Source organism: Pseudoduganella sp. R-31 (assembly GCF_049913235.1).
Classification (GTDB): Bacteria; Pseudomonadota; Gammaproteobacteria; order Burkholderiales; family Burkholderiaceae_D; genus Rugamonas.
Genome location: NZ_CP183986.1, coordinates 6,644,510 through 6,663,866, shown reverse-complemented (window position 1 = coordinate 6,663,866; position 19,357 = coordinate 6,644,510). Strand labels below are relative to the sequence as shown.

Sequence of the window (19,357 nt, the reverse complement as noted above, 5' to 3'; positions counted from 1 at the left end):
GGCGGCATCCTTTACACTGGCTTTCTTTGCCAGCCAGGATGCACGCCATGCCAAGCAACGACCGCCAACTCAATCTCAAGACGATCCTGCTCACTACCGGCGTCGTGCTGACGCTGTCGATGGGCGTGCGCCATGGCTTCGGCTTCTGGATGCAGCCGATTTCGCAGGCCAATGGCTGGAGCCGCGAAACCTATTCGCTGGCGCTGGCGCTGCAAAACCTGCTTTGGGGCGCCTTCGGCCCCTTCGCCGGCATGGTGGCGGACCGCTGGGGCACCCCGCGCGTCGTGATCGCCGGCGCCATCTCCTATATGGCTGGCTTGCTGTGGATGGCCACGGTGACCCAGCCGACGCTGTTCATCATCGGCTCCGGCGTATTCATCGGTCTTGGCCTGGCGTGTACCGCCTTCGGCGCGGTGAGCGGCATCATCGGCCGGGCCGCGCCGGTGGAAAAGCGCTCCTGGGCCTTCGGCGTCTCGGGTGCGGCCAGCTCCTTTGGCCAGTTCCTGATGATGCCCGTCGAGCAGCAGCTGATCTCCACCATTGGCTGGCAGCATGCCTTCTACGCACTGGCGGGCGTGGTGTTCCTGTTGATGATCCCCATGACGAGTTTCATGCGCGAGCCGAAGCATGAAGTGGCAAGCGGCGCCGCCCACCAGAGCGTGGGCGAGGCCATGCGCGAAGCGATGGGCAACCGTTCCTTCCTGCTGCTGGTGGCTGGCTATTTCGTGTGCGGCTTCCAGCTGGTCTTTGTCGGCGCCCACCTGCCGGCCTACCTGAAGGACAAGGGCATTGCGACGCCGGGCGTAGCGGTGACGGCGCTGGCGCTGATTGGCCTGTTCAATATCTTCGGCTCGTTCACCGCCGGCCAACTGGGCGGGCGCATGCCCAAGCGCTACCTGCTTTCCTCGATCTATTTCGCGCGTTCGGCGGTGATCGGCCTGTTCCTGCTGGCGCCCCTGTCGCAAGGGTCGGTCTACCTGTTCGCCGCAGCCATCGGCTTCCTGTGGCTGGCCACGGTGCCGCTTACCAACGGCATCATCGCCGGCGTGTTCGGCTTGAAGCATATGTCGATGCTGGCGGGCGTGGTGTTCCTGTCGCACCAGGTGGGCAGCTTCATCGGCGTGTGGCTGGGCGGCTACCTGTTCGACCGGCTTGGCAGCTACGACGTGGTGTGGGGCATAACCCTCGGCCTGGGCATCTTTGCCGGCCTGGCCAACCTGCCGATCGACGAGCGCCCGCTGCTGCGTAGCGAACCTGGCCTGAAGGCGGCTTGAGATGAAACAGCGGCTGCTCCTTATCGGCCTGTGGGCGCTCGGCGCAGCCGTGCTGGCGCTGGCGTTCATGGCTTACCTGCGGCCGGCCTTCATGCTCGACCTGGCCAACCGCATTTACCTCTGTCTCTGAATCGAAGAGCGCTAGGCTGGCTTAAGCGTGCCGGCGCGATTTGCTGCTCTTCTGGGCGACCTGGGTTTTCTTTTTCGACGTTTTCTCGCCGGCGTCGCGCGCGGCTTTGCCCTTCTTGCCCTTGCCCGCCTTGTGCGGCGCCGGCGGGACTTCTTCGACACCGGTGCGCTTGGCGTTCATGGCGGACGGCAGGGCGTTGTCTTCCAGGTTGGCCAGCATGAAGCGATTCGGGTCGATGCGGGTGCCGTCCTGGTACGCTTCCAGGTGCAGGTGAGGACCGGTGGCGTGGCCGGTGGCGCCGGACAGTCCGATCAATTCTCCGGCAGCCACGGTGTCGCCTACGCTCACATTGCGCTTGTTCAGGTGGGCGTACAGCGAGCGCAGTCCGCCTTCATGTTCGATCACCACCACGTTGCCGTATTTGCGGTCGCCCAGGTAGCCCATGCCGGATGCCACCACGGTGCCGTCGTTGGTTGCCATCACCGGCGTATTGTGCGGCACGGAGAAGTCGATGCCGCCATGCGCGCGGCGTCCGCGCGCTGCGCCGAAGAAGCTGCTGACGCGGCCCCCTTCCAGCGGCAGGCGCCATTGCTGCAGCAGCGACTCTTTCGGCTCTTTCTCCACCTGCGGCAGCGGAATGTCCAATGGCTCAGGCATTGCGGCGGCGGGTTGCACGATGTTGGCGGCGGCCAGCATGGCCATCAGGAGGATGTTGGTGATCTTTGGCATAGCGGGCGAGTTTCGCATAACAGCGTGCTTTCTGGCAAATTCGTAAGTAACAGACAATATTTCTTTCGTTAGTTGAGGTTCTGCTTGTAGTTCAGCCGCAAGGTCGTGCCGCCGCGCGTGCTGATCGTGGTCTGGCGCCAGGCAAGGCCTTCGTAACGGTCGCTGCTGGCGCGGTCGGGATGCAGCGCGTCGGACAGGGCCAGGCGGAGTTCCTGGCGCGGCGACAGTTTCCAGCTGGCGCGCAGGTCCAGCTTGCGCTGCCAGGGGGCGCTGGACACGAAGCTGGCCGAATCGCGGCTTGGGCCGCCGGCTTCGCAGGAGAACTCGGCATCGAGCGTGAGCGCGGCGTGACGGTAGCTGAGGGCGGCGCTGCCGCTCAGCGGGGTTTGTGCCGCGAGCCGATTGTCGGGACCGGGCACGCTGTCGAGGCGCGAGCGGTTGAAGCTGGCATTGGCGCGCATGGTGAGCGAAGCCGTCAGCGGGCTGCGCAACTCCAGCGTGAGGCCGTGCACGCGCGCGCCGCCATGGTTGGCCGGCATGCTGACCCAGCGGTCGCCGTCGCGGTACAGCGTGGGCAGGATCACGTTGTCGATATCGCGCGCGTAGATGCTGGCGCTGAGCAGGCTGTCCTTGGCGAAGTAGTAGTCGATGCCGGCATCGAGGCCCCAGGCCAGTTCGGGGCGCAAGGAGGGATTGCCCTGGGTGTCGGGATTGGTCGGGCTGTTGTTATTGTCCGAGGTGAAGCGGCGCGGGATCAGGTCGAGCATATTGGGCGCCTTGTAGCTGCGGCTGGCGCCGGCGCGCAACTGGCTGTCGCCGGGCAGCTTGCGCATCCATTCCAGCACGGGGCTGACCACCGTGCTGCGCTGGCGCACCGGCGCCGTGTTGCGGCCGCGGGCTTCGGTGTGCATGGTTTCCCAGCGCAGGCCGGCAGACCAGGAATCGGCATCGCGCTTCCATTCATCCTGCGCGAAAGCCGCCAGGCGCCCGATGCGGCCATCGTAGCGGTCGTCGCGCAGGAAGTTGAGCGCGCCGGCATGGTTGTATTCATGCTCGATGCGTGTCTGCATGCGATCGAGAGCGGAGCCGTCCCAGCCTGCCACCAGCGCATGCCCGTTGCCGAGTGGGTGGGAATACTTGCCGCCGTAGTTAAAGCCGTGTTCACGGATGTCGCCGTCAACATGGCGCACGGTCGGGCCAGGGCCGGCCAGCGGCAAGCCGACGAAATCGAAATCGGTATCGCGCGGCGCGGTGTTGCCGCCTATCTTGAGCTCCCATTGCGCACCGCTGGCCAGGCTGCGTTGCCATGTCAGCTCGCTGCGCAGGAAATGGCCGCGCATGCGGAAGCGGCTGTGCACCTGCGCAAAGTCGCCCGATGCGCCGAGCTGCACCGCCTCTTGCGAGTGGTAGCCGATGTCGCGGCGGTTCACGGTGGCGATGGTTTGCAGGGCGAAGCTGTCGCCACCGGCGCTGGTCCAGCCCAGGCGCGGACTGAGGTTGAGCGAGTCGCCGACGTTGTTCTCGTGTGAACGGATGGTGCGCAGCATGCCGGGTGCGCTGTCGGTGATGCTGCGCTCGGCAGGCGTGCTGCTGCGCGACAGTACGGCGCTGACGTTATGCGACCAGCCATCCGCCTTGCCGGTGGATTGCACGGCGAGGCGCGGCGACCATGCGCCGTGCAGGCTGTCCATCCCGAGCTGTATTTCCCGGTTGCCGCGGCTGACGGATTTGCGCAGCACGATGTTGATGGTGCCGGCGATGCCTTGCGTGCCCAGCACGGCGGACGCGGTGCGCAGCACTTCGACCCGCTCGATCACTTCCGGCGGCAGGCTGTCAAGCGAGAAACCATTGGGCGCGGGCTGGCCGTTCAGCAGGATTTGCGTATAGCCCTTGCCAAGGCCGCGCATGCGAATGCCGGCGCTGTCGCCGATGGTAATGCCGGGCAGGCGGCGCAAGGCGTCGGCCACGGTGCGGTCGCCATGCGCGGCCAGCTCCTCGCGGCTCAGGACGACGGTGCTGGCCGTGTCTTCCTTGCGCTGGTCGAGCTTTGCGCTTTTGATCTCGATGACCTGTTGTGCGGATGCGGCCTGGCTTGCCAGCGCGGCGGCAAGCATGAAAATCTTATACATCGCGTTTCCTTGGGACGAGCGCCGCCACTGCCGGGCAGCGCGCGGCATGTGCTCAGTGGCGGCGGGGTGGATTAGCTGGCGCGGCTTGCCTTCAGGCGCCGCAGCGCGGTCCTGGTGGCGTTGCCTTCGAGCTTGCCTAGCACGGCTTGCGGGTCGATGTTATCGCCATCGAGGCTGACTTCCATATGCAGGTGAGGACCGGTGGCTTTGCCGCTGGCGCCGGAAGTGCCGATTTGCTGGCCGGCGGCGACGCGTTCGCCCAGCCTGACCATGCGCTTGTCCATGTGGGCGTACAAGGACCGCAGGCCGTTCGCGTGTTCGATGACGATCAGTTCGCCCCACTTGTCCTCGCCCGCGTAGTGATTGGTCGAGGCGATGACCACGCCCTCGGCGGGCGCCACGATTCGGGTGCCGGTCGGGACTGCGAAATCCATGCCTCTGTGCAGCCGGCCCGTGGGAGCGTGCAGGATGCCGAAGAACGCGCTGACACGCATGCTTTCCATGGGGGCTTGCCAATGCGGCAGGCTGGCAGGCTGCGCAGCTGCGGCAGGCGCTGGCTGGGCAGCCGGGACGGCATCGTCGAGGCGCCACGCCAGCGCCGGCTGCAGCAATACGCTGGCGGCCAACACTGCAGGCAGGACGGCGTAGCTCAGGGCGGAGTTGACGGTGCGCGGCATGGCGGGCACGCCGTCGCGGATCATGCGGATGCGGGCGGCGACGGCATCGACCGTGCGGCTACCGAAGGCCAGGGCAGTACCGTGGTCGGGCAAGGATTGCGCGCGCATTTGCGTCACCAGGGCTGCGGCGTAGTGACGGCGCTGTGCGGGAGGAAGACCCTGCAGCACATTGCGGTCGCAACCCAGTTCCTGCGCCCAGGCCAGCCGCTTGCCAAGCCGGGCCACAATCGGGTTGAACCACTGGATCGCTTGCAGCAGGAAGCTGGCGTGCATCCAAAGCGGGTCGCGGCGGGCGAGGTGGGTGAGTTCGTGTTCTATCACCAGGCGTTGTTGTGCCGGATCGAAGTCGCGCAGGTGGCGCGGCAGCAGCAGGACTGGGCGCGCCAGGCCCGCCAGCATGGGGGCGATCGGGGCGTCGATTTCGCGCACTTCCGGCAGGTCGCGGTGCAGGGATTCAAAGCCTGCATGGGCAGCAAGGGCTGAACGGTCAAGACGCGTCGATGCGGCCAACAGCGCGTCCAGGTGACGCTTGGCGCGCAGCCATTTTGCTGCTGTTGCTGCGAGTCCGGCGGTGTACAGGGCCAGCCAGGAATAGCCGAGCCAGAGCAGGGCGGGGGACGGCGCGATCAATGCGGCATCGCCGTCGTCGAAGCCGGCATCGTTGCCGGCTGCGCCCTGGTCGGTGGCCAGCACGCCGGCAGGGCCGTGGCCGGGACCGGGATTGGCGGCGGCGCGCACTCCGGGCAGCTCGATGGCGGGGACCATGCTCGGCCGGGCGGCCGAGGGAAGCAGGCCGAGCGCCAGGGTGCCGGCGATGGCGGCGACGGCCAGCAGCCACGGCGTGCGCCTCGCCTCAAGTCCGGGCCAGGCGCGCGCGGCGGCATGCAGCAACAGCCAGGCGCCGGCGCCAGCTAGCAGGCTAACGATGCTCGCCTGCAGGAATACCAGGGCGAACATTGTTTACTCCTTGTCTTCCGGCCATTCGCTGAGCAGTTGCTCCAGCTCTTGCAACTCATGCTGGTTGACCAGCCTGGAGCCGGTAAACATGTTCACCGGCAGGGGCGCGTTCATTTCCATCACGCGATGGCTGAAATCGTGGGCAAATTCAGCCAGCGTTTCAACCTTTTCGGCCACTGGCGCGTATACGTTCATGCCATGGGCGGAATGCTGGCTGATCATGCCTTTCTCCAGCATGCGTTCCAGGGTCTTGCGGGTGGAAGAGAAGGACCAGGCCAGTTCTTCCTCCACGCGGTCATGGATTTCACGGGCGCTGAGCGGATGCTGTTTCCAAAGTGCCTTGAGCAGCGTTAATTCGGTAATGGATGGAATGGCCATGGGAGCTCCTTGTGACGTATGACGGCATTCTGCGACATGTGTCGCGCGAAGGCAAGGAGTTTATGCGACACGTGTCACATAATGTATCATTGCGTATATGAAAAAGATTGCAACAATTATCACAGTGCTTGCCGCCACTACTGCTTGCAGTGGCAAACGGCTGACCGAGGCCGAAGTGCTCACGGTGATGGGAAACGTGGAAACTTCGGTCCAGCGCCACGATTCCGACCGCCTGATGGCCAATTTCGCGCCCAACGCGATGATCATGGTCTCCATGCCGGGCCGGGGCGGCGGCCTTTCGCGCATGAGCGTGGACGAGTACAAGGCCATGCTGGAAGGCTTGTGGAAAGTTCAGCTGCAGTCGACTTATGAGGTCAGCAAGCGCGAAGTATCGTTGGCCGCCAATGGCCACAGCGCCACCGCGCGCGACGTCGCGAAAGAAGTCGTGCTGCTGCCGGGAGAGCGCATGGAGTCGCTCAGCAAGCAGAAGGCCGAGATCGCGCTGGTCGACGGCGTGCCCCGCATCATCTCCCTGACCGCGGAAGTTGAATCCCTGGTCGCCACGCCGACCGGCAGGAACTGAATGGAAGCCCATGGATAAGCAAGTCATTTGTCCGAAGTGCGATCATGTGCGTCCCCAGGACGCGACCAATCCGGAGTGGCAGTGCCCTGCTTGCGGGGTTTGCTATTCCAAGGCAGTCAGTCCGGCGCAAGCGATGCCGGATCCGGGCCTGCGCGAGCGCATGCGGGCAGCGCCGGAACCCGTCCCGGTCAAGCACAGCTGGAACATTGGCCTGGTGGCCAAAGTGGCCGTCCTGGTTGCGCTGGGATGGGGCTTGAACACAGCGGTCAAGCATCGCCAGCAAGCTGCCGAGACGGAAGAAGTACAAGTCCTCGAGGACGAACAGCAAGCAGGCTCCGGCGAAGCGGCCGCGAATGCAGTGCTGCAGGTATCCGGCGCCGACGTCAGCATGTTGAAGGACATAGGCAGCAAACTGGAAAGGTCCTGCGCGCGGAATAAGTACGGCCTGTCCGAAGCCGAATGCATCGACCGGATCCGCAAGCGCGGCGACCTTTGCGCGAACCAGACGGCAGCGCGATTCCCAGGGCAGATCGGCAATACCGATCGCATGCAGGCTGTCGTGCAGGTCTACGTCGGCTGCATTTTCGAACGCTGACCCGGCCAGTTGCGGCGCCCGGCAAGCAGCGGCAACAGCAGCAGGCCCGCCGCCAGCATGACGTAGGGTTGTGGTTCCGGTACCGGCGAAACCGCCAGCAAGGTTTGCGGCGTCGTCATCCAACCGCTCTCCTCATAGTGCTGCTGCGCACGGGTGATGAAGGCCACGCCGCTGCCGGTGTCGTATCGCACTTCCGACCAGTACCAGTCCGAGCCACCGTAGTCCGTGTACGAAATATGGTTGGCGCGGAATGACAGGTCGCCGTTGAAAGCATAGGAGAATGCGCTGACGCCGCACGGCGAAGGTGCCGTGGTAGTGCAGCCAAGCAGTTCGCGGCCGTCTACCTTGAAGGTCGTCAGCTCGGATGCCTCCAGGATTGCATTGCCGTTTGCATCGACGCCCTCGAATGAACCGTGGACCAAAGTGTCGATGAAGCGGTTTTGCATATAGTCGTAAAATCCGCCCCAGGTAAAGTCCCAGCGGTCCGGCTCGGCCTGCACTAATGTCGTTGATGCGGCCAGCAGGATGCCGCAGATCGATTTCATCAGCATATTCACTCCTCGCTTGAAGCGCGTGGAGAATTTATCAGCAGGCCCAGGTGCCGGGCGCACGTTTCGTCAGACTTTCAGGAATTCTTCCCTGCCGCCCAGCCAGCGTTCCAGGTGGGCTTCCACCGTGGCCTTGTTGGCGGGCGTCGCCTCATGCAGCAGGGCGTGCGCCACGTCGCGCGCCTGGTCGACCAGCCAGCCGTCGGTCTCCAGGTCGGCGAAGCGCAGCATGGCCTGGCCGGATTGGCGCGAGCCCAGGAATTCGCCGGGGCCGCGGATTTCCAGGTCGCGGCGCGCGATCTCAAAGCCATCGGTGGTTTCGCGCATCGTCATCAGGCGCTGCTTGGCGATCGGGCCGAGCGGGCTTTGGTAAAGCAGCAGGCAGACCGACGCTGCCGAACCTCGGCCCACGCGGCCGCGCAGCTGGTGCAGTTGCGAGAGGCCGAAGCGTTCGGCGTGCTCGATCACCATCAGGGAGGAATTCGGCACGTCGACGCCGACCTCGATCACGGTCGTCGCGACCAGGACATGGATGTCGCCGGCGGCGAATGCGTCCATCACCTCCGCCTTTTCAGCTGGCTTCAAGCGGCCGTGCACCAGGCCGACGCGCAGGTCGGGCAGGGCGGCTGCGAGGGTCTCGTAGGTTTCGGTTGCCGTCTGGAGCTGCAGCGCTTCCGATTCTTCGATCAGCGGGCAGACCCAGTAAGCCTGGCGGCCTTCCAGCGCGGCGGCATGCACGCGGGCGATCACCTCATCGCGCCGGTTCTGGTCGACCACGGCGGTGACGATCGGAGTGCGGCCGGGCGGCAGCTCATCGATTACCGATACCTCGAGATCGGCATAGTAGGTCATGGCCAGCGTGCGCGGGATCGGCGTAGCGGACATCATCAACTGGTGCGGCACGTTGTCGCCATTGCCCTTGTTGCGCAGGGTCAGACGCTGGCCGACGCCAAAGCGGTGCTGCTCGTCCACGATCACCAGGCCGAGTTTTGCGAACTGCACCGTGTCCTGGATGATGGCATGCGTGCCGATCACCAGTTGCGCCTCGCCCGATTCCACCAGCGCGTAAGCGACTTCCTTTTCTTTCTTTTTCAGGCTGCCGGTCAGCCATGCGACTTTCACGCCCAGCGGTTCCAGCCACGCGGCAATCTTGCGGAAATGCTGGTCGGCCAGGATCTCGGTCGGCGCCATCAGGGCGGCCTGGTAGCCGCTGTCGATCGCCTGCGCCGCGGACAGCGCGGCCACGATGGTCTTGCCGCTGCCGACGTCGCCCTGCAGCAGGCGCTGCATCGGGTAGGGCTGCTTGATGTCGGCGCGGATTTCCTTCAGCACGCGCTGCTGGGCTTTCGTCAGCTTGAACGGCAGCGAGGCTTCAAACGCCGACGACAGCGAGCCGGCCTTGCCCAGTACCGCGGCGCCCTTGGCGCGGCGTGCGCGCTGCGCGCGTTTCAGTGAGAGCTGCTGTGCCAGTAGTTCGTCGAACTTCACGCGCGTCCAGGCCGGGTGGCTGCGATCGATCAGGGCATTCTCATCGATCTCGGCCGGCGGGTAATGCAAGGTGCGCACGGCCGACTCGAGCGGATGCAGGCGCATGGCCTTGAGGATTTCCGGCGGCAGGGTGTCGGTCCAGTCCACGCGCTTCATCGCGTCTGCAATCGCGCGGCGCAGCACCAGTTGCGACAGGCCTTCGCCGGAAGGGTAGACCGGTGTCAGGGAAGTCGGCAGCGGCGCGCCCTCGTTCACGATCTTGTAGGCCGGGTGCACCATCTCGGCGCCGAAGAAGCCATGCCGCACTTCACCGCGCGCCCGCACGCGGGTGCCTTCCGCCAACTGCTTGACCTGGCTGCCGTAGAAGTTCATGAAGCGCAGCTGGATATCGCCCGTCTCGTCCGCGATATGGACCAGCAGCTGGCGGCGCGGCTTGTAGGCGATTTCGTTCGACGTGACAACGCCTTCCACCTGCGCTACCTCGCCGCCGCGCATGCAGGCTTCGCGGATCGTCAGGACTTCCGTCTCATCTTCGTAGCGCATGGGCAGGTGCAGCACCAGGTCCATGTCCGTGCGCAGGCCTAGCTTGGCAAGCTTGCTCTCGGCGGTGGCGGCTGGTTTTTTTTTGGCAGGCGGCTTCGTTTCCGGCATTTTTGCGTGAATTTTGGGCAGGTGTCGTAAAATAGAGGGTTGCCCAACAGTTTTAGTAGTCCGTCAATGTACTCGTTATCCGACTTCGATTTTAACTTGCCGCCAGAGCGAATTGCGCAATTTCCTCTGCCGGACCGCAGCGCGTCGCGCCTCCTGCACGTGGACGGCAAGATCCTGCACGACCGCCAGTTCACCGACATCGTCGACCAGCTCCAGGCTGGTGACCTGCTGGTGATGAACAACACCCGCGTGCTCAAGGCCCGTTTCTTCGGCGTCAAGGACAGCGGCGGCAAGGTGGAGGCGCTGGTTGAGCGCGTGCTGGACACCCGCACCGTGCTGGCCCAGGTGCGCGCCTCGAAGTCGCCCGGTCCCGGCGTGAAGATCCGTCTGGCCGATGCCTTCGATGTCACCGTCGGTGAGCGTGCCGGCGAGTTCTATACCCTGCATTTCGAAGCAGATGTGTTCGACCTGATCGAGCAATATGGCCGCCTGCCGCTGCCGCCCTACATCGAACACGCGCCGGGCGAAGTGGACGAAACGCGCTACCAGACGGTGTTCAACAAGGTGCCGGGTGCCGTGGCGGCGCCGACCGCCGGCCTGCATTTCGATGAAGCGCTGCTCGACAAGCTGCGCGCCAAGGGCGTGAAATTCGCCTACGTCACCCTGCACGTGGGCGCCGGCACCTTCCAGCCGGTACGCACCGAAAACCTGGCCGAGCACAAGATGCATACCGAGTGGTACACCATGCCGCAGGAAACCGTGGACGCCGTGCGTGAAGCGCGCGCCGCCGGCCGCGACGTGGTGGCGGTGGGCACGACCTCGCTGCGCGCCCTGGAATCGGCCTCCCAAGGCGGCAGCCTGGAAGCGGGCAGCGGCGACACCAACCTGTTCATCACTCCGGGCTACCAATTCAAGACGGTGACGCGACTGGTCACCAACTTCCACCTGCCGAAATCGACTCTGCTGATGCTGGTCAGCGCTTTCGCAGGCTTTACCGAGATCCGCCACGCCTACCAGCACGCGATCGCGAACGAATACCGATTCTTCAGCTATGGCGACGCCATGCTGCTGACGACGCACAACAGAGCATAAGGAATACCGATGCTGGAATTTAAACTCATCAAAAAAGACACCACCGGCAAGACCCACGCCCGCCGCGGCACGGTCAAGCTCAATCACGGCGAGGTGCAGACCCCGATCTTCATGCCGGTCGGTACCTACGGCTCCGTCAAGGCCATGTCGCCGCTGGAGCTGAAGGAAATCGGCGCCCAGATCATCCTCGGCAACACCTTTCACCTGTGGCTGCGCCCCGGTAACGACGTAATGTCCAAGTTCGGCGGCCTGCACGGCTTCATGGGCTGGGACAAGCCGATCCTGACCGACTCCGGCGGCTTCCAGGTGTTCTCCCTGGGCGAAATGCGCAAGATCACCGAAGAAGGCGTGACCTTCAATTCGCCGATCAACGGCGACAAGCTGTTCCTGTCGCCGGAAATCTCGATGCAGATCCAGCGCGTGCTGAATTCCGACATCGTGATGCAGTTCGACGAATGCACCCCGTACGAAATCGATGGCCGTCCTGCCACGCTGGAAGAAGCGGCGAAGTCGATGCGCATGTCCCTGCGCTGGGCCCAACGCTCGATGAATGAGTTCAAGGCGGGCGAGAACCCGAACGCGCTGTTTGGCATCGTCCAGGGCGGCATGTACGAAAACCTGCGCGATGAATCGCTGGCAGGCCTCCAGGAAATCGACTTCCCGGGCCTGGCCATCGGCGGCTTGTCCGTCGGCGAGCCAAAAGAAGACATGATGCGCATCCTGCAGCACGTCGGCCCGCGCCTGCCTGAGAACAAGCCGCACTACCTGATGGGCGTCGGCACTCCGGAAGACCTGGTGAACGGCGTGGCCAACGGCGTCGACATGTTCGACTGCGTGATGCCGACCCGGAATGCCCGCAACGGCTGGATCTTCACCCGCTTCGGCGACGTCAAGATCAAGAATGCCCGTTATAAGGATGACAAGGAACCGCTGGACCCGACCTGCTCCTGCTACACCTGCCGCAACTTCAGCCGGGCCTACCTGCACCACCTACACCGTGCGCAGGAGATCCTGGGCGCGCGCCTGAACACCATCCACAACCTGCATTATTACCTGGACATCATGCAGCAGATGCGCGACGCGCTCGACGCCGACCGTTTCCCGGACTGGGTGCAGCAATTCCACGCAGATCGCGCGCGTGGTATTTAAAAAGCGGCAAGCCGCCCTTATGTAGGTCGGCAGCGTGGCGGGTGCTAGAATACACCGCTTGATTTTTACCCAATAAGTTTTACCTAACTAGAATCTGGAGTCCCCGTGTTCATTTCCAACGCATATGCCCAAACCGCAGCCGACGCCGGCGCCATGGGCAGCCTGACCACCTTCGCACCACTGATCCTGATGTTTGTGGTGATGTACTTCCTGATGATTCGGCCGCAGCAGAAGCGCGCGAAAGAGCAGAAAGCCATGATGGAAGCCCTCGCCAAGGGCGACGAAGTGGTGACCATCGGCGGCATCATGGGCAAAGTGACCAAGGTGAACGACCAGAACGTGGCTATCGAAGTGTCGCAGGGCACCGAAGTCTGGGTGCAGAAGCACGCCATCTCTTCCCAGCTGCCGAAAGGCACCCTGAAGAGCCTGTGATAACCGGCGCGGGCGGCCAGTGCCGCCCGTTTTGTTATAGCCTGAACGCTGAAGACTATGAATCGTTATCCAATCTGGAAATACATCCTTATCGTCGTGGTGGTGCTGCTTGGCGCCCTGTACACGGCGCCTAACTACTTCGGCCAGACACCTGCACTGCAGATCACCAGCGCCAAGGCCACCGTCAAGGTCACCAATGCCCTGGCGACCCAGGTGGACACGCTCCTGAAACAAGCCAACGTCAAGAACGACGGCGTAGCGCTGGACGGCGCCGGCATGCACACCTACGTGCGCGCGCGCTTTTCCGACACCGACGCCCAGTTCAAAGGCCGGCTGGCGCTTGAAAAAGGCCTGAACCCGGACCCGAACGACCCGACCTATATCGTCACCGTCAACCTGGTGTCGAATACCCCGGACTGGATGCGCGCTGTAGGCGCACTGCCAATGTACCTGGGCCTGGACCTGCGCGGCGGCGTGCACTTCCTGATGCAGGTTGACACCAAGGCTGCGGTCACCAAGCGTATCCAGGGTACCCAGGCTGCCATCAAGAACCAGCTGCGCGAGAAGAACGTGCGCCACGCCGGCATCGATCGCGTGAACGACACCATCATCGTCAAGTTCCGCGACGACGCACTGCGCCAGCAGGCCAAGGGCATCATCAAGGACCAGCAGCCGGATATGGACGTGGTTGACGCCACCGAAGGCGACGAACTGCGCCTGGTCGTGACCCTGAAGCCGGCCGCCCTGAAAGCCACCCTGGACAACGGCGTGCAGCAGAATATTGCCACCCTGGGCAAGCGCGTGAATGAACTGGGCGTGTCCGAGCCGGTGATCCAGCAGCAAGGCCCTGACCGCATCGTGGTGCAGCTGCCGGGCGTGCAGGATGCCGCACACGCGAAAGACATCATCGGCCGTACCGCCACTCTGGAAGTGCGCATGGTCGACGAAACCGTCACCCCTGGCACTGAGCTGAACGCTGCCATTCCGTACAACTCGGAGCTGTACACCGTCGGCAAAGGTGTGCCTGTCGTGCTGTCCAAGGACGTGGTGCTGACCGGCGATTACATCTCCAGCGCAACCGCCACTTTCGACCAGAACCAGCAGCCTGCCGTCAGCATCGACCTGAACGGCGACGGTGGCCGCAAGATGCGCGACGCAACCCGCGACCGCGTCGGCAAGAAGATGGCCATCGTGCTGTTCGAGAAGAAGAAGGCCGAAGTGCTGTCCGTGGCGACCATCCAGAGCGAACTGGGTAGCCGCTTCCAGATCACCGGCATGGGCAGCGCGGAGAACTCCGCCGAACTGGCGCTGCTGCTGCGCGCCGGCGCCCTGTACGCTCCGATGGAAGTGATCGAGCAGCGTACCGTGGGTCCTGCACTGGGCGCTGAAAACATCGCCAAGGGCTTCCACTCCACGATGTACGGCTTTGCCGCCATCGCGGCCTTCATGATCATCTACTACATGATGTTCGGCGCCTTCAGCGTGCTGGCGCTGGCAGTGAACCTGCTGCTGCTGATCGCTGTGCTGTCCCGCCTGCAAGCCACGCTGACCCTGCCGGGTATCGCGGCAATCGCGCTGGCGCTGGGCATGGCAATTGACGCCAACGTGCTGATCAACGAACGTATCCGCGAAGAGCTGCGCAATGGCGCCAACCCGCAGTCGGCGATTGCCGCCGGCTTCGAGCACGCCTGGCACACCATCCTGGACTCCAACGTGACCACCCTGATCGTTGGTATCGCGCTGCTGGTGTTCGGTTCCGGTGCGGTGCGCGGCTTCGCCGTGGTGCACAGCCTGGGTATCCTGACCTCGATGTTCTCCGCAGTCTTCGTTTCGCGCGGCGTGGTGAACCTGTGGTACGGCCGTAAGAAGAAACTGCAGTCGCTGTCGATCGGCACCGTCTGGAAACCTGCGAACTAAGGAATAGAGATGGAATTTTTCCGCATCCGTAAAGACATCCCGTTCATGCGCCACGCGTTGGTCTTCAACGTGATTTCGGCGCTGACCTTCGTGGCAGCAGTGTTCTTCCTGGCCACCAAGGGCCTGCACTTCTCGGTGGAGTTCACCGGCGGCACCGTGATGGAAGTGAAGTACGCGCAGGCAGCCAACCTGGAAAAGGTGCGCGAGACCCTGAATGGCCTGGGCTACCATCCTGAGGTGTCGAGCATCGACACGGCGCGCGACGCCTTGATCCGCCTGCCGAACGTTGCAGGCACCACCGCTGCCGATACCGCTGCCAAGGTGTTCGGCGAGCTGTGCAAGGCCGAGCAGGGCAGCGTCAAGTCGGTCGACAAGGTGACCGACAAGGGCGCCCATGAAATGAAGAGCGCCTGTATCCATGCCGACGGTTCCGAAGGCGTGTCGCTGCAGAAGGTTGAATTCGTCGGCCCGCAGGTCGGCGATGAGCTGGCGCAGAACGGCCTGAACGCCCTGATCATGGTGGTGGTTGGCGTGATGATCTACCTGGCCATCCGCTTCGAATGGAAATTCGCAGTGGCCGCCATCGTCGCGAACTTGCACGACGTGGTGATCATCCTGGGCTTCTTCGCCTTCTTCCAATGGGAATTCTCGCTGACCGTGCTGGCCGCCGTGCTGGCGGTGCTGGGTTACTCCGTCAACGAATCGGTGGTTATCTTCGACCGGATTCGCGAGAACTTCCGCAAGCAGCGCAAGATGTCCGTGCATGAGGTGATCGACAACGCGATCACCTCCACCATCTCGCGTACCATCATCACCCACGGTTGCACCCAGATGATGGTGCTGTCGATGCTGTTCCTGGGCGGTCCGACCCTGCACTACTTCGCGATTGCGCTGACCATCGGTATCTGCTTCGGTATTTACTCTTCCGTGTTCGTTGCTGCTGCCGTGGCCATGTGGCTGGGCGTGAAGCGCGAAGACCTGATCAAGCCGATCAAGGAAAAAGACGAGACCGACGGCGCGGTGGTTTAAACAACCGCGCTCGAAAAAAAAAGCAGCCGTGAGGCTGCTTTTTTTATTTGCACTGATGTCGTTATGCGCTCTCGCGTGCCATCAGCGTGAAGCCAAGGTCGATGCGGCGCGCCGGCACGTCGTTGCCGCGGATGGTCGCCAGCAGCAGGTTGGCGGCCTCAAAACCCGTCTGGTAGCGCGGCGTGCCGACCGTGGTGACCGAAGGCTTCATCCAGGCAGAAGCCGGCAGGTCGTTGAAGCCGCAGATCGCCAGCTGCTCCGGCACCTTGATGCCGCGCCGCTGGCACTGGAAGATGGCGCCGTGCGCCAGGTCGTCGTTGCAGCAGAAGATCGCGTCCAGGCCCGGCATATTGGCCAGCATGCGGCCCAGCAGCTCAGCGCCCAGGGCGATGGTGGACGGGTCCGGGCACATCAGCTCCAGCATCGGGTCGGCCAGGCCGGCTTCCTCCATGGCCTTGCGGTAGCCATCGCCGCGCTTCAGGGTACGTTCGTCGAGCTGGGCGGCCATGTAGCCGATGCGCTTGCGGCCCTTCTCGATCAGGTAGCGCGTGATGGTGTAGCCGGCATCCTCCTGCGAGAAGCCGACCGACATCGCGCCCGGTTCCGAAGACAGATCCATCATCGACACCACCGGCACGCGCGAAGTGGCCAGCATCTGCTGCACGCGCGGGCTGTGCGTCAGTCCGCACAGCAGGATACCGTCCGGATTCGACTGCATATAAGTCGCCAGCAGCTTCTCTTCTTCCGCATCCGAATAGCGCGTGTTACCGATCAGGATCTGGTAGTTGCACGGGTCGAGCGCATCCTGCACGCCCGCCAGCACCGCGGTGAACACCGTGTTTGCCAGCGATGGCACCAGCACCACGATGACCCTTGACTGCGCCGAGGCCAGGGCGCGCGCTGCGCGGTTCGGAACATAGCCGAGATCTTGCACCGCCTTCTCCACGCGCTCGCGCAGGACAGACGACACCAGCTCCGGTTGATTGATGGCGCGCGACGCCGTCATGGGGGCGACGCCGGCGAGGGCGGCGACATCCGACAGGGTGACTTTGCCGAGTGCGCGGCTTTTGGTGGCAGGGTTCTTGGTAGGGAGGTTCTTGCTCATTCCAAGATTATAACTATGTTAAGCTGCACGCCTCGTAAAATGGGGAGCAGCAATGAGCCGTACCGGCCGCCTGTTCCAGCTCATGGATGCCATGCGCGGCAGCCGCCGTCCGGTGACTGCGGCCGCACTGGCGGAAAAGCTGGGTGTATCCGAACGCACGATTTACCGCGACATGCAAACCCTGGCCGAACTCGGCGCGCCGGTGGAAGGCTCGGCCGGCCTTGGCTATCTGCTGCGCAGCGGCTTCTTCCTGCCGCCGCTGATGTTCGACACGGACGAACTGGAAGCGCTGGTGCTGGGCGCGCGCTGGGTGCGCCGCCAGGGCGACCCGGCGCTGGCGCAAGCCGCAGCCAACGCGCTGGCCAAGATCGCCACCGCCACGCCGAAAGACCTGCGCGACGACATGGCCGACACCAGCCTGTGGGTGCCGCTGATGCGCGACACGCCGGAGCACGATGAATTCGTGCAGCCCGCGCGCGAAGCAATCCGTCGCCATCACAAGATGCGCATCCAATACAAGGACGAAAACGGTTTTTCGTCCGAGCGCACTGTGTGGCCGTTTGCGCTGGCTTTTTTCGAAGGGCGCCGCATCCTTGCCGCCTGGTGCGAGATGCGCAAGGCCAACCGCCACTTCCGCATCGACCGCATCGCGCACGCCGAAGCACTTGCAGAACGCTACCCTGCACCGCGCCACGAATTGCTCAAAGTCTGGCGCGAAGAAAACGCCATCAAAGACGACTCCTGACAGGAACTGTCAGGGGACCTTGGTTACGATAGGCGCATTCGATCAAACCACCAAGGAGATTAGCGATGCGCCTCTATCACAACCCACTGTCCTCCAACGCCCGCCGTGTATTGCTGGCGGCTAGCCAGCTCGGCATCAAGCTGGAGGAAGTCTTCATCGACCTGGCCAGCGAAGCCGACCGCAAGCGCCTGAGCGAGGTGAACATCTGCGGCAAAGTGCCGGTGCTGGAAGACGATGGCTTCCTGCTGTGGGAATCCTGCGCCATCATGCAGTACCTGGCTGACAAGGCCGGCGCCAACGACGTCTATCCGCGCGACCTGAAAGAGCGCGCCGACGTCAACCGCTGGATGTTCTTCGCCGCCCAGCACTTTGCACCGGCGATTGGCATCCTGACCTGGGAGTACCTGTGGAAGAAGTTCGTCACCGGCCAGGACCCTGATCCGGTCGAGATCAAGAAGGGCGAAACCTTCGTGCACCAGCACGCGGCAGTGCTCGACAAGCACCTGGCCACACGCCAGTGGCTGAGCGGCGGCAAGCTCACGCTGGCCGACTTCGCCGTTGCAGCGCCCATGATGTATGTGAGCCGCGCCAAAATTCCAGTCGAGCAATACCAGCATTTGCTGGCCTGGTTCGAACGGGTGCAGCAACTGCCTGCATGGCAGCAGACCGAGACCCCATGGCCTTTTTAAGGCTTGTGTGAGTTGACGCACAGAGTGCGGCCAGTCCCGAACATAAGATGGAACCGTCTCTTTCAGGACATCCCTAGTTTTGGACTTGGCCCACTCTTTGGAGTGGGCATTTTTTTCTGAGAGAGACCTCATGCAGAACCTCCCCGTACTGAATTCCACCATCGCTTATCGCGAGCTCGGCAAACGCAGCCAGCACGCCGTGATCTTCTTGCACGGCAACCCGACGCACTCCTTCATCTGGCGCGACATCATGCCGCACGTGGCCGTCAAAGCCTGGTGCGTGGCGCCCGACCTGATCGGCTTCGGCGCTTCCGGCAAGCCCGATATCGCCTACAGCTTCCTCGAACACGCGGCCTACCTCGAGGCCTTCCTGCAGCAGATGGAGATCGAGGAGTTCACGCTGGTCGGCCAGGACTGGGGCGGCGCGCTGGCCATCCACCTGGCGGCGCGCTACCCGGCCAAGGTGCGCGGCGTGGCCCTGATGGAGTTCGTGCGTCCCAGCCCGACATGGGAAGACTTCCACCCGCTCGAACAGGCGCGCGAGCGCTTCAAGCTGATGCGCGCACCGGGCAGCGGCGAAGAGTTCGTGCTGCAGCAGAACCTCTTCATCGAGCAGATGCTGCCGAAAGGCGCGCTGCGCCCGCTGACGGCGGAAGAGATGGATGCCTACCGCGCGCCATTCCCGACGCCCGCATCGCGCAAGCCGATGCTGGCTTTCCCGCGCATGATGCCGATTGCCGGGGAGCCGGCCGATGTGTACCAGCTGATCGAACGCAACGAAGCAATCATGGCCACGGCTCAATATCCGAAGCTGATCCTGTTCAGCCCGAACGGCGTGCTGACGCCACATCCGGTCGCCGAGCGCTACGCCGAGAAGTTTGCAAACTGCAAGCTGGTTGAACTCGGCGAAGGCACGCACAACATCCAGGAAGACCACCCCGAAGCCATCGGCCGCGCCATCGCCGCGTGGCTGCCTTGATGAAAGTCGGGGTCAGGTCTGGCAATCCGCCATTTTGGCGGATTGCCAGACCTGACCCCGACTTTCAACCGGAGAGCAATG

The 19,357-nt window shown here is 63.6% G+C and carries 19 protein-coding genes; 12 read left to right on the top strand and 7 right to left on the bottom strand.

Translation table 11 applies throughout. The features are described 5' to 3' along the window. The first annotated feature begins 47 nt into the window (after window positions 1-47). Window positions 48-1,274 carry an MFS transporter gene (locus tag ACN9MY_RS30400; protein WP_426319602.1) on the top strand — a complete coding sequence of 409 codons (1,227 nt, stop codon included), beginning with the start codon at window positions 48-50 and terminating at the stop codon, window positions 1,272-1,274. A 1-nt stretch (window position 1,275) separates the two neighbouring features. After that, window positions 1,276-1,404 carry a hypothetical protein gene (locus ACN9MY_RS30395; RefSeq protein ID WP_426336600.1) on the top strand — a complete coding sequence of 43 codons (129 nt, stop codon included), beginning with the start codon at window positions 1,276-1,278 and terminating at the stop codon, window positions 1,402-1,404. A 21-nt stretch (window positions 1,405-1,425) separates the two neighbouring features. On the opposite strand, the gene ACN9MY_RS30390 is transcribed toward ACN9MY_RS30395, so the two are convergent. The 4 genes from ACN9MY_RS30390 to ACN9MY_RS30375 all read right to left on the bottom strand — a co-directional run bounded on the left by ACN9MY_RS30390 (window position 1,426) and on the right by ACN9MY_RS30375 (window position 6,274). Next, window positions 1,426-2,133 carry a M23 family metallopeptidase gene (locus ACN9MY_RS30390; RefSeq protein ID WP_426336599.1) on the bottom strand — a complete coding sequence of 236 codons (708 nt, stop codon included), beginning with the start codon at window positions 2,131-2,133 and terminating at the stop codon, window positions 1,426-1,428. A gap of 68 nt (window positions 2,134-2,201) precedes the next feature. Continuing rightward, window positions 2,202-4,262 carry a TonB-dependent receptor plug domain-containing protein gene (locus ACN9MY_RS30385; RefSeq protein ID WP_426165981.1) on the bottom strand — a complete coding sequence of 687 codons (2,061 nt, stop codon included), beginning with the start codon at window positions 4,260-4,262 and terminating at the stop codon, window positions 2,202-2,204. Between the two features lie 71 nt (window positions 4,263-4,333). Continuing rightward, the gene (locus tag ACN9MY_RS30380; RefSeq protein ID WP_426336598.1) at window positions 4,334-5,896 is read right to left on the bottom strand and encodes a M23/M56 family metallopeptidase; all 1,563 of its coding nucleotides are present in this window, start codon (window positions 5,894-5,896) and stop codon (window positions 4,334-4,336) included. 3 nt (window positions 5,897-5,899) lie between these two features. Beyond that, on the bottom strand, window positions 5,900-6,274 hold the full coding sequence (locus tag ACN9MY_RS30375) for a BlaI/MecI/CopY family transcriptional regulator (protein ID WP_426336597.1): 375 nt from the start codon (window positions 6,272-6,274) through the stop codon (window positions 5,900-5,902). 97 nt (window positions 6,275-6,371) lie between these two features. Here ACN9MY_RS30375 and ACN9MY_RS30370 point away from each other — a divergent pair, with 97 nt between their 5' ends. After that, window positions 6,372-6,857, top strand: a complete 486-nt coding sequence (locus tag ACN9MY_RS30370) for a hypothetical protein (protein ID WP_426165974.1) — start codon at window positions 6,372-6,374, stop codon at window positions 6,855-6,857. 10 nt (window positions 6,858-6,867) lie between these two features. Continuing rightward, window positions 6,868-7,452, top strand: a complete 585-nt coding sequence (locus ACN9MY_RS30365; RefSeq protein ID WP_426165971.1) for a hypothetical protein — start codon at window positions 6,868-6,870, stop codon at window positions 7,450-7,452. Here ACN9MY_RS30365 and ACN9MY_RS30360 read toward each other — a convergent pair. Both ACN9MY_RS30360 and recG read right to left on the bottom strand, forming a co-directional pair. Continuing rightward, window positions 7,425-8,003, bottom strand: a complete 579-nt coding sequence (locus ACN9MY_RS30360) for a hypothetical protein (protein WP_426165969.1) — start codon at window positions 8,001-8,003, stop codon at window positions 7,425-7,427. The genes ACN9MY_RS30365 and ACN9MY_RS30360 overlap by 28 nt on opposite strands. A gap of 66 nt (window positions 8,004-8,069) precedes the next feature. Further along, a complete protein-coding gene (gene recG / locus ACN9MY_RS30355) occupies window positions 8,070-10,139 on the bottom strand; it encodes an ATP-dependent DNA helicase RecG (protein ID WP_426336596.1) in 2,070 nt (689 codons plus the stop codon). A 66-nt stretch (window positions 10,140-10,205) separates the two neighbouring features. Between recG and queA the strand changes: the two genes are divergently transcribed. From queA to secF, 5 genes are all read left to right on the top strand, one after another. Continuing rightward, the gene (gene queA / locus ACN9MY_RS30350; RefSeq protein WP_426336595.1) at window positions 10,206-11,231 is read left to right on the top strand and encodes a tRNA preQ1(34) S-adenosylmethionine ribosyltransferase-isomerase QueA; all 1,026 of its coding nucleotides are present in this window, start codon (window positions 10,206-10,208) and stop codon (window positions 11,229-11,231) included. A gap of 9 nt (window positions 11,232-11,240) precedes the next feature. After that, the gene (gene tgt, locus ACN9MY_RS30345) at window positions 11,241-12,380 is read left to right on the top strand and encodes a tRNA guanosine(34) transglycosylase Tgt (protein WP_057262553.1); all 1,140 of its coding nucleotides are present in this window, start codon (window positions 11,241-11,243) and stop codon (window positions 12,378-12,380) included. Between the two features lie 105 nt (window positions 12,381-12,485). Beyond that, window positions 12,486-12,812 (top strand): preprotein translocase subunit YajC, encoded by a 327-nt coding sequence (yajC, locus tag ACN9MY_RS30340; RefSeq protein WP_090445410.1) that lies wholly within the window; start codon window positions 12,486-12,488, stop codon window positions 12,810-12,812. A gap of 57 nt (window positions 12,813-12,869) precedes the next feature. Beyond that, window positions 12,870-14,729 (top strand): protein translocase subunit SecD, encoded by a 1,860-nt coding sequence (gene secD / locus ACN9MY_RS30335; RefSeq protein ID WP_426336594.1) that lies wholly within the window; start codon window positions 12,870-12,872, stop codon window positions 14,727-14,729. Window positions 14,730-14,738: 9 nt separating this feature from the next. Further along, a complete protein-coding gene (gene secF, locus ACN9MY_RS30330; RefSeq protein WP_426165952.1) occupies window positions 14,739-15,758 on the top strand; it encodes a protein translocase subunit SecF in 1,020 nt (339 codons plus the stop codon). Between the two features lie 61 nt (window positions 15,759-15,819). On the opposite strand, the gene ACN9MY_RS30325 is transcribed toward secF, so the two are convergent. Further along, on the bottom strand, window positions 15,820-16,863 hold the full coding sequence (locus ACN9MY_RS30325) for a LacI family DNA-binding transcriptional regulator (protein WP_426165949.1): 1,044 nt from the start codon (window positions 16,861-16,863) through the stop codon (window positions 15,820-15,822). 52 nt (window positions 16,864-16,915) lie between these two features. Between ACN9MY_RS30325 and ACN9MY_RS30320 the strand changes: the two genes are divergently transcribed. The 3 genes from ACN9MY_RS30320 (at window position 16,916) to ACN9MY_RS30310 (ending at window position 19,276) form a co-directional block, all read left to right on the top strand. Then, the gene (locus ACN9MY_RS30320; RefSeq protein WP_426336593.1) at window positions 16,916-17,608 is read left to right on the top strand and encodes a helix-turn-helix transcriptional regulator; all 693 of its coding nucleotides are present in this window, start codon (window positions 16,916-16,918) and stop codon (window positions 17,606-17,608) included. Window positions 17,609-17,673: 65 nt separating this feature from the next. Next, window positions 17,674-18,297, top strand: coding sequence for a glutathione S-transferase family protein (locus tag ACN9MY_RS30315; protein WP_426165944.1), 624 nt, complete (start codon window positions 17,674-17,676; stop codon window positions 18,295-18,297). Between the two features lie 130 nt (window positions 18,298-18,427). Next, window positions 18,428-19,276: a haloalkane dehalogenase gene (locus ACN9MY_RS30310; RefSeq protein WP_426336592.1), complete on the top strand. Its 849-nt coding sequence runs from the start codon at window positions 18,428-18,430 to the stop codon at window positions 19,274-19,276. Window positions 19,277-19,357 lie beyond the last annotated feature (81 nt).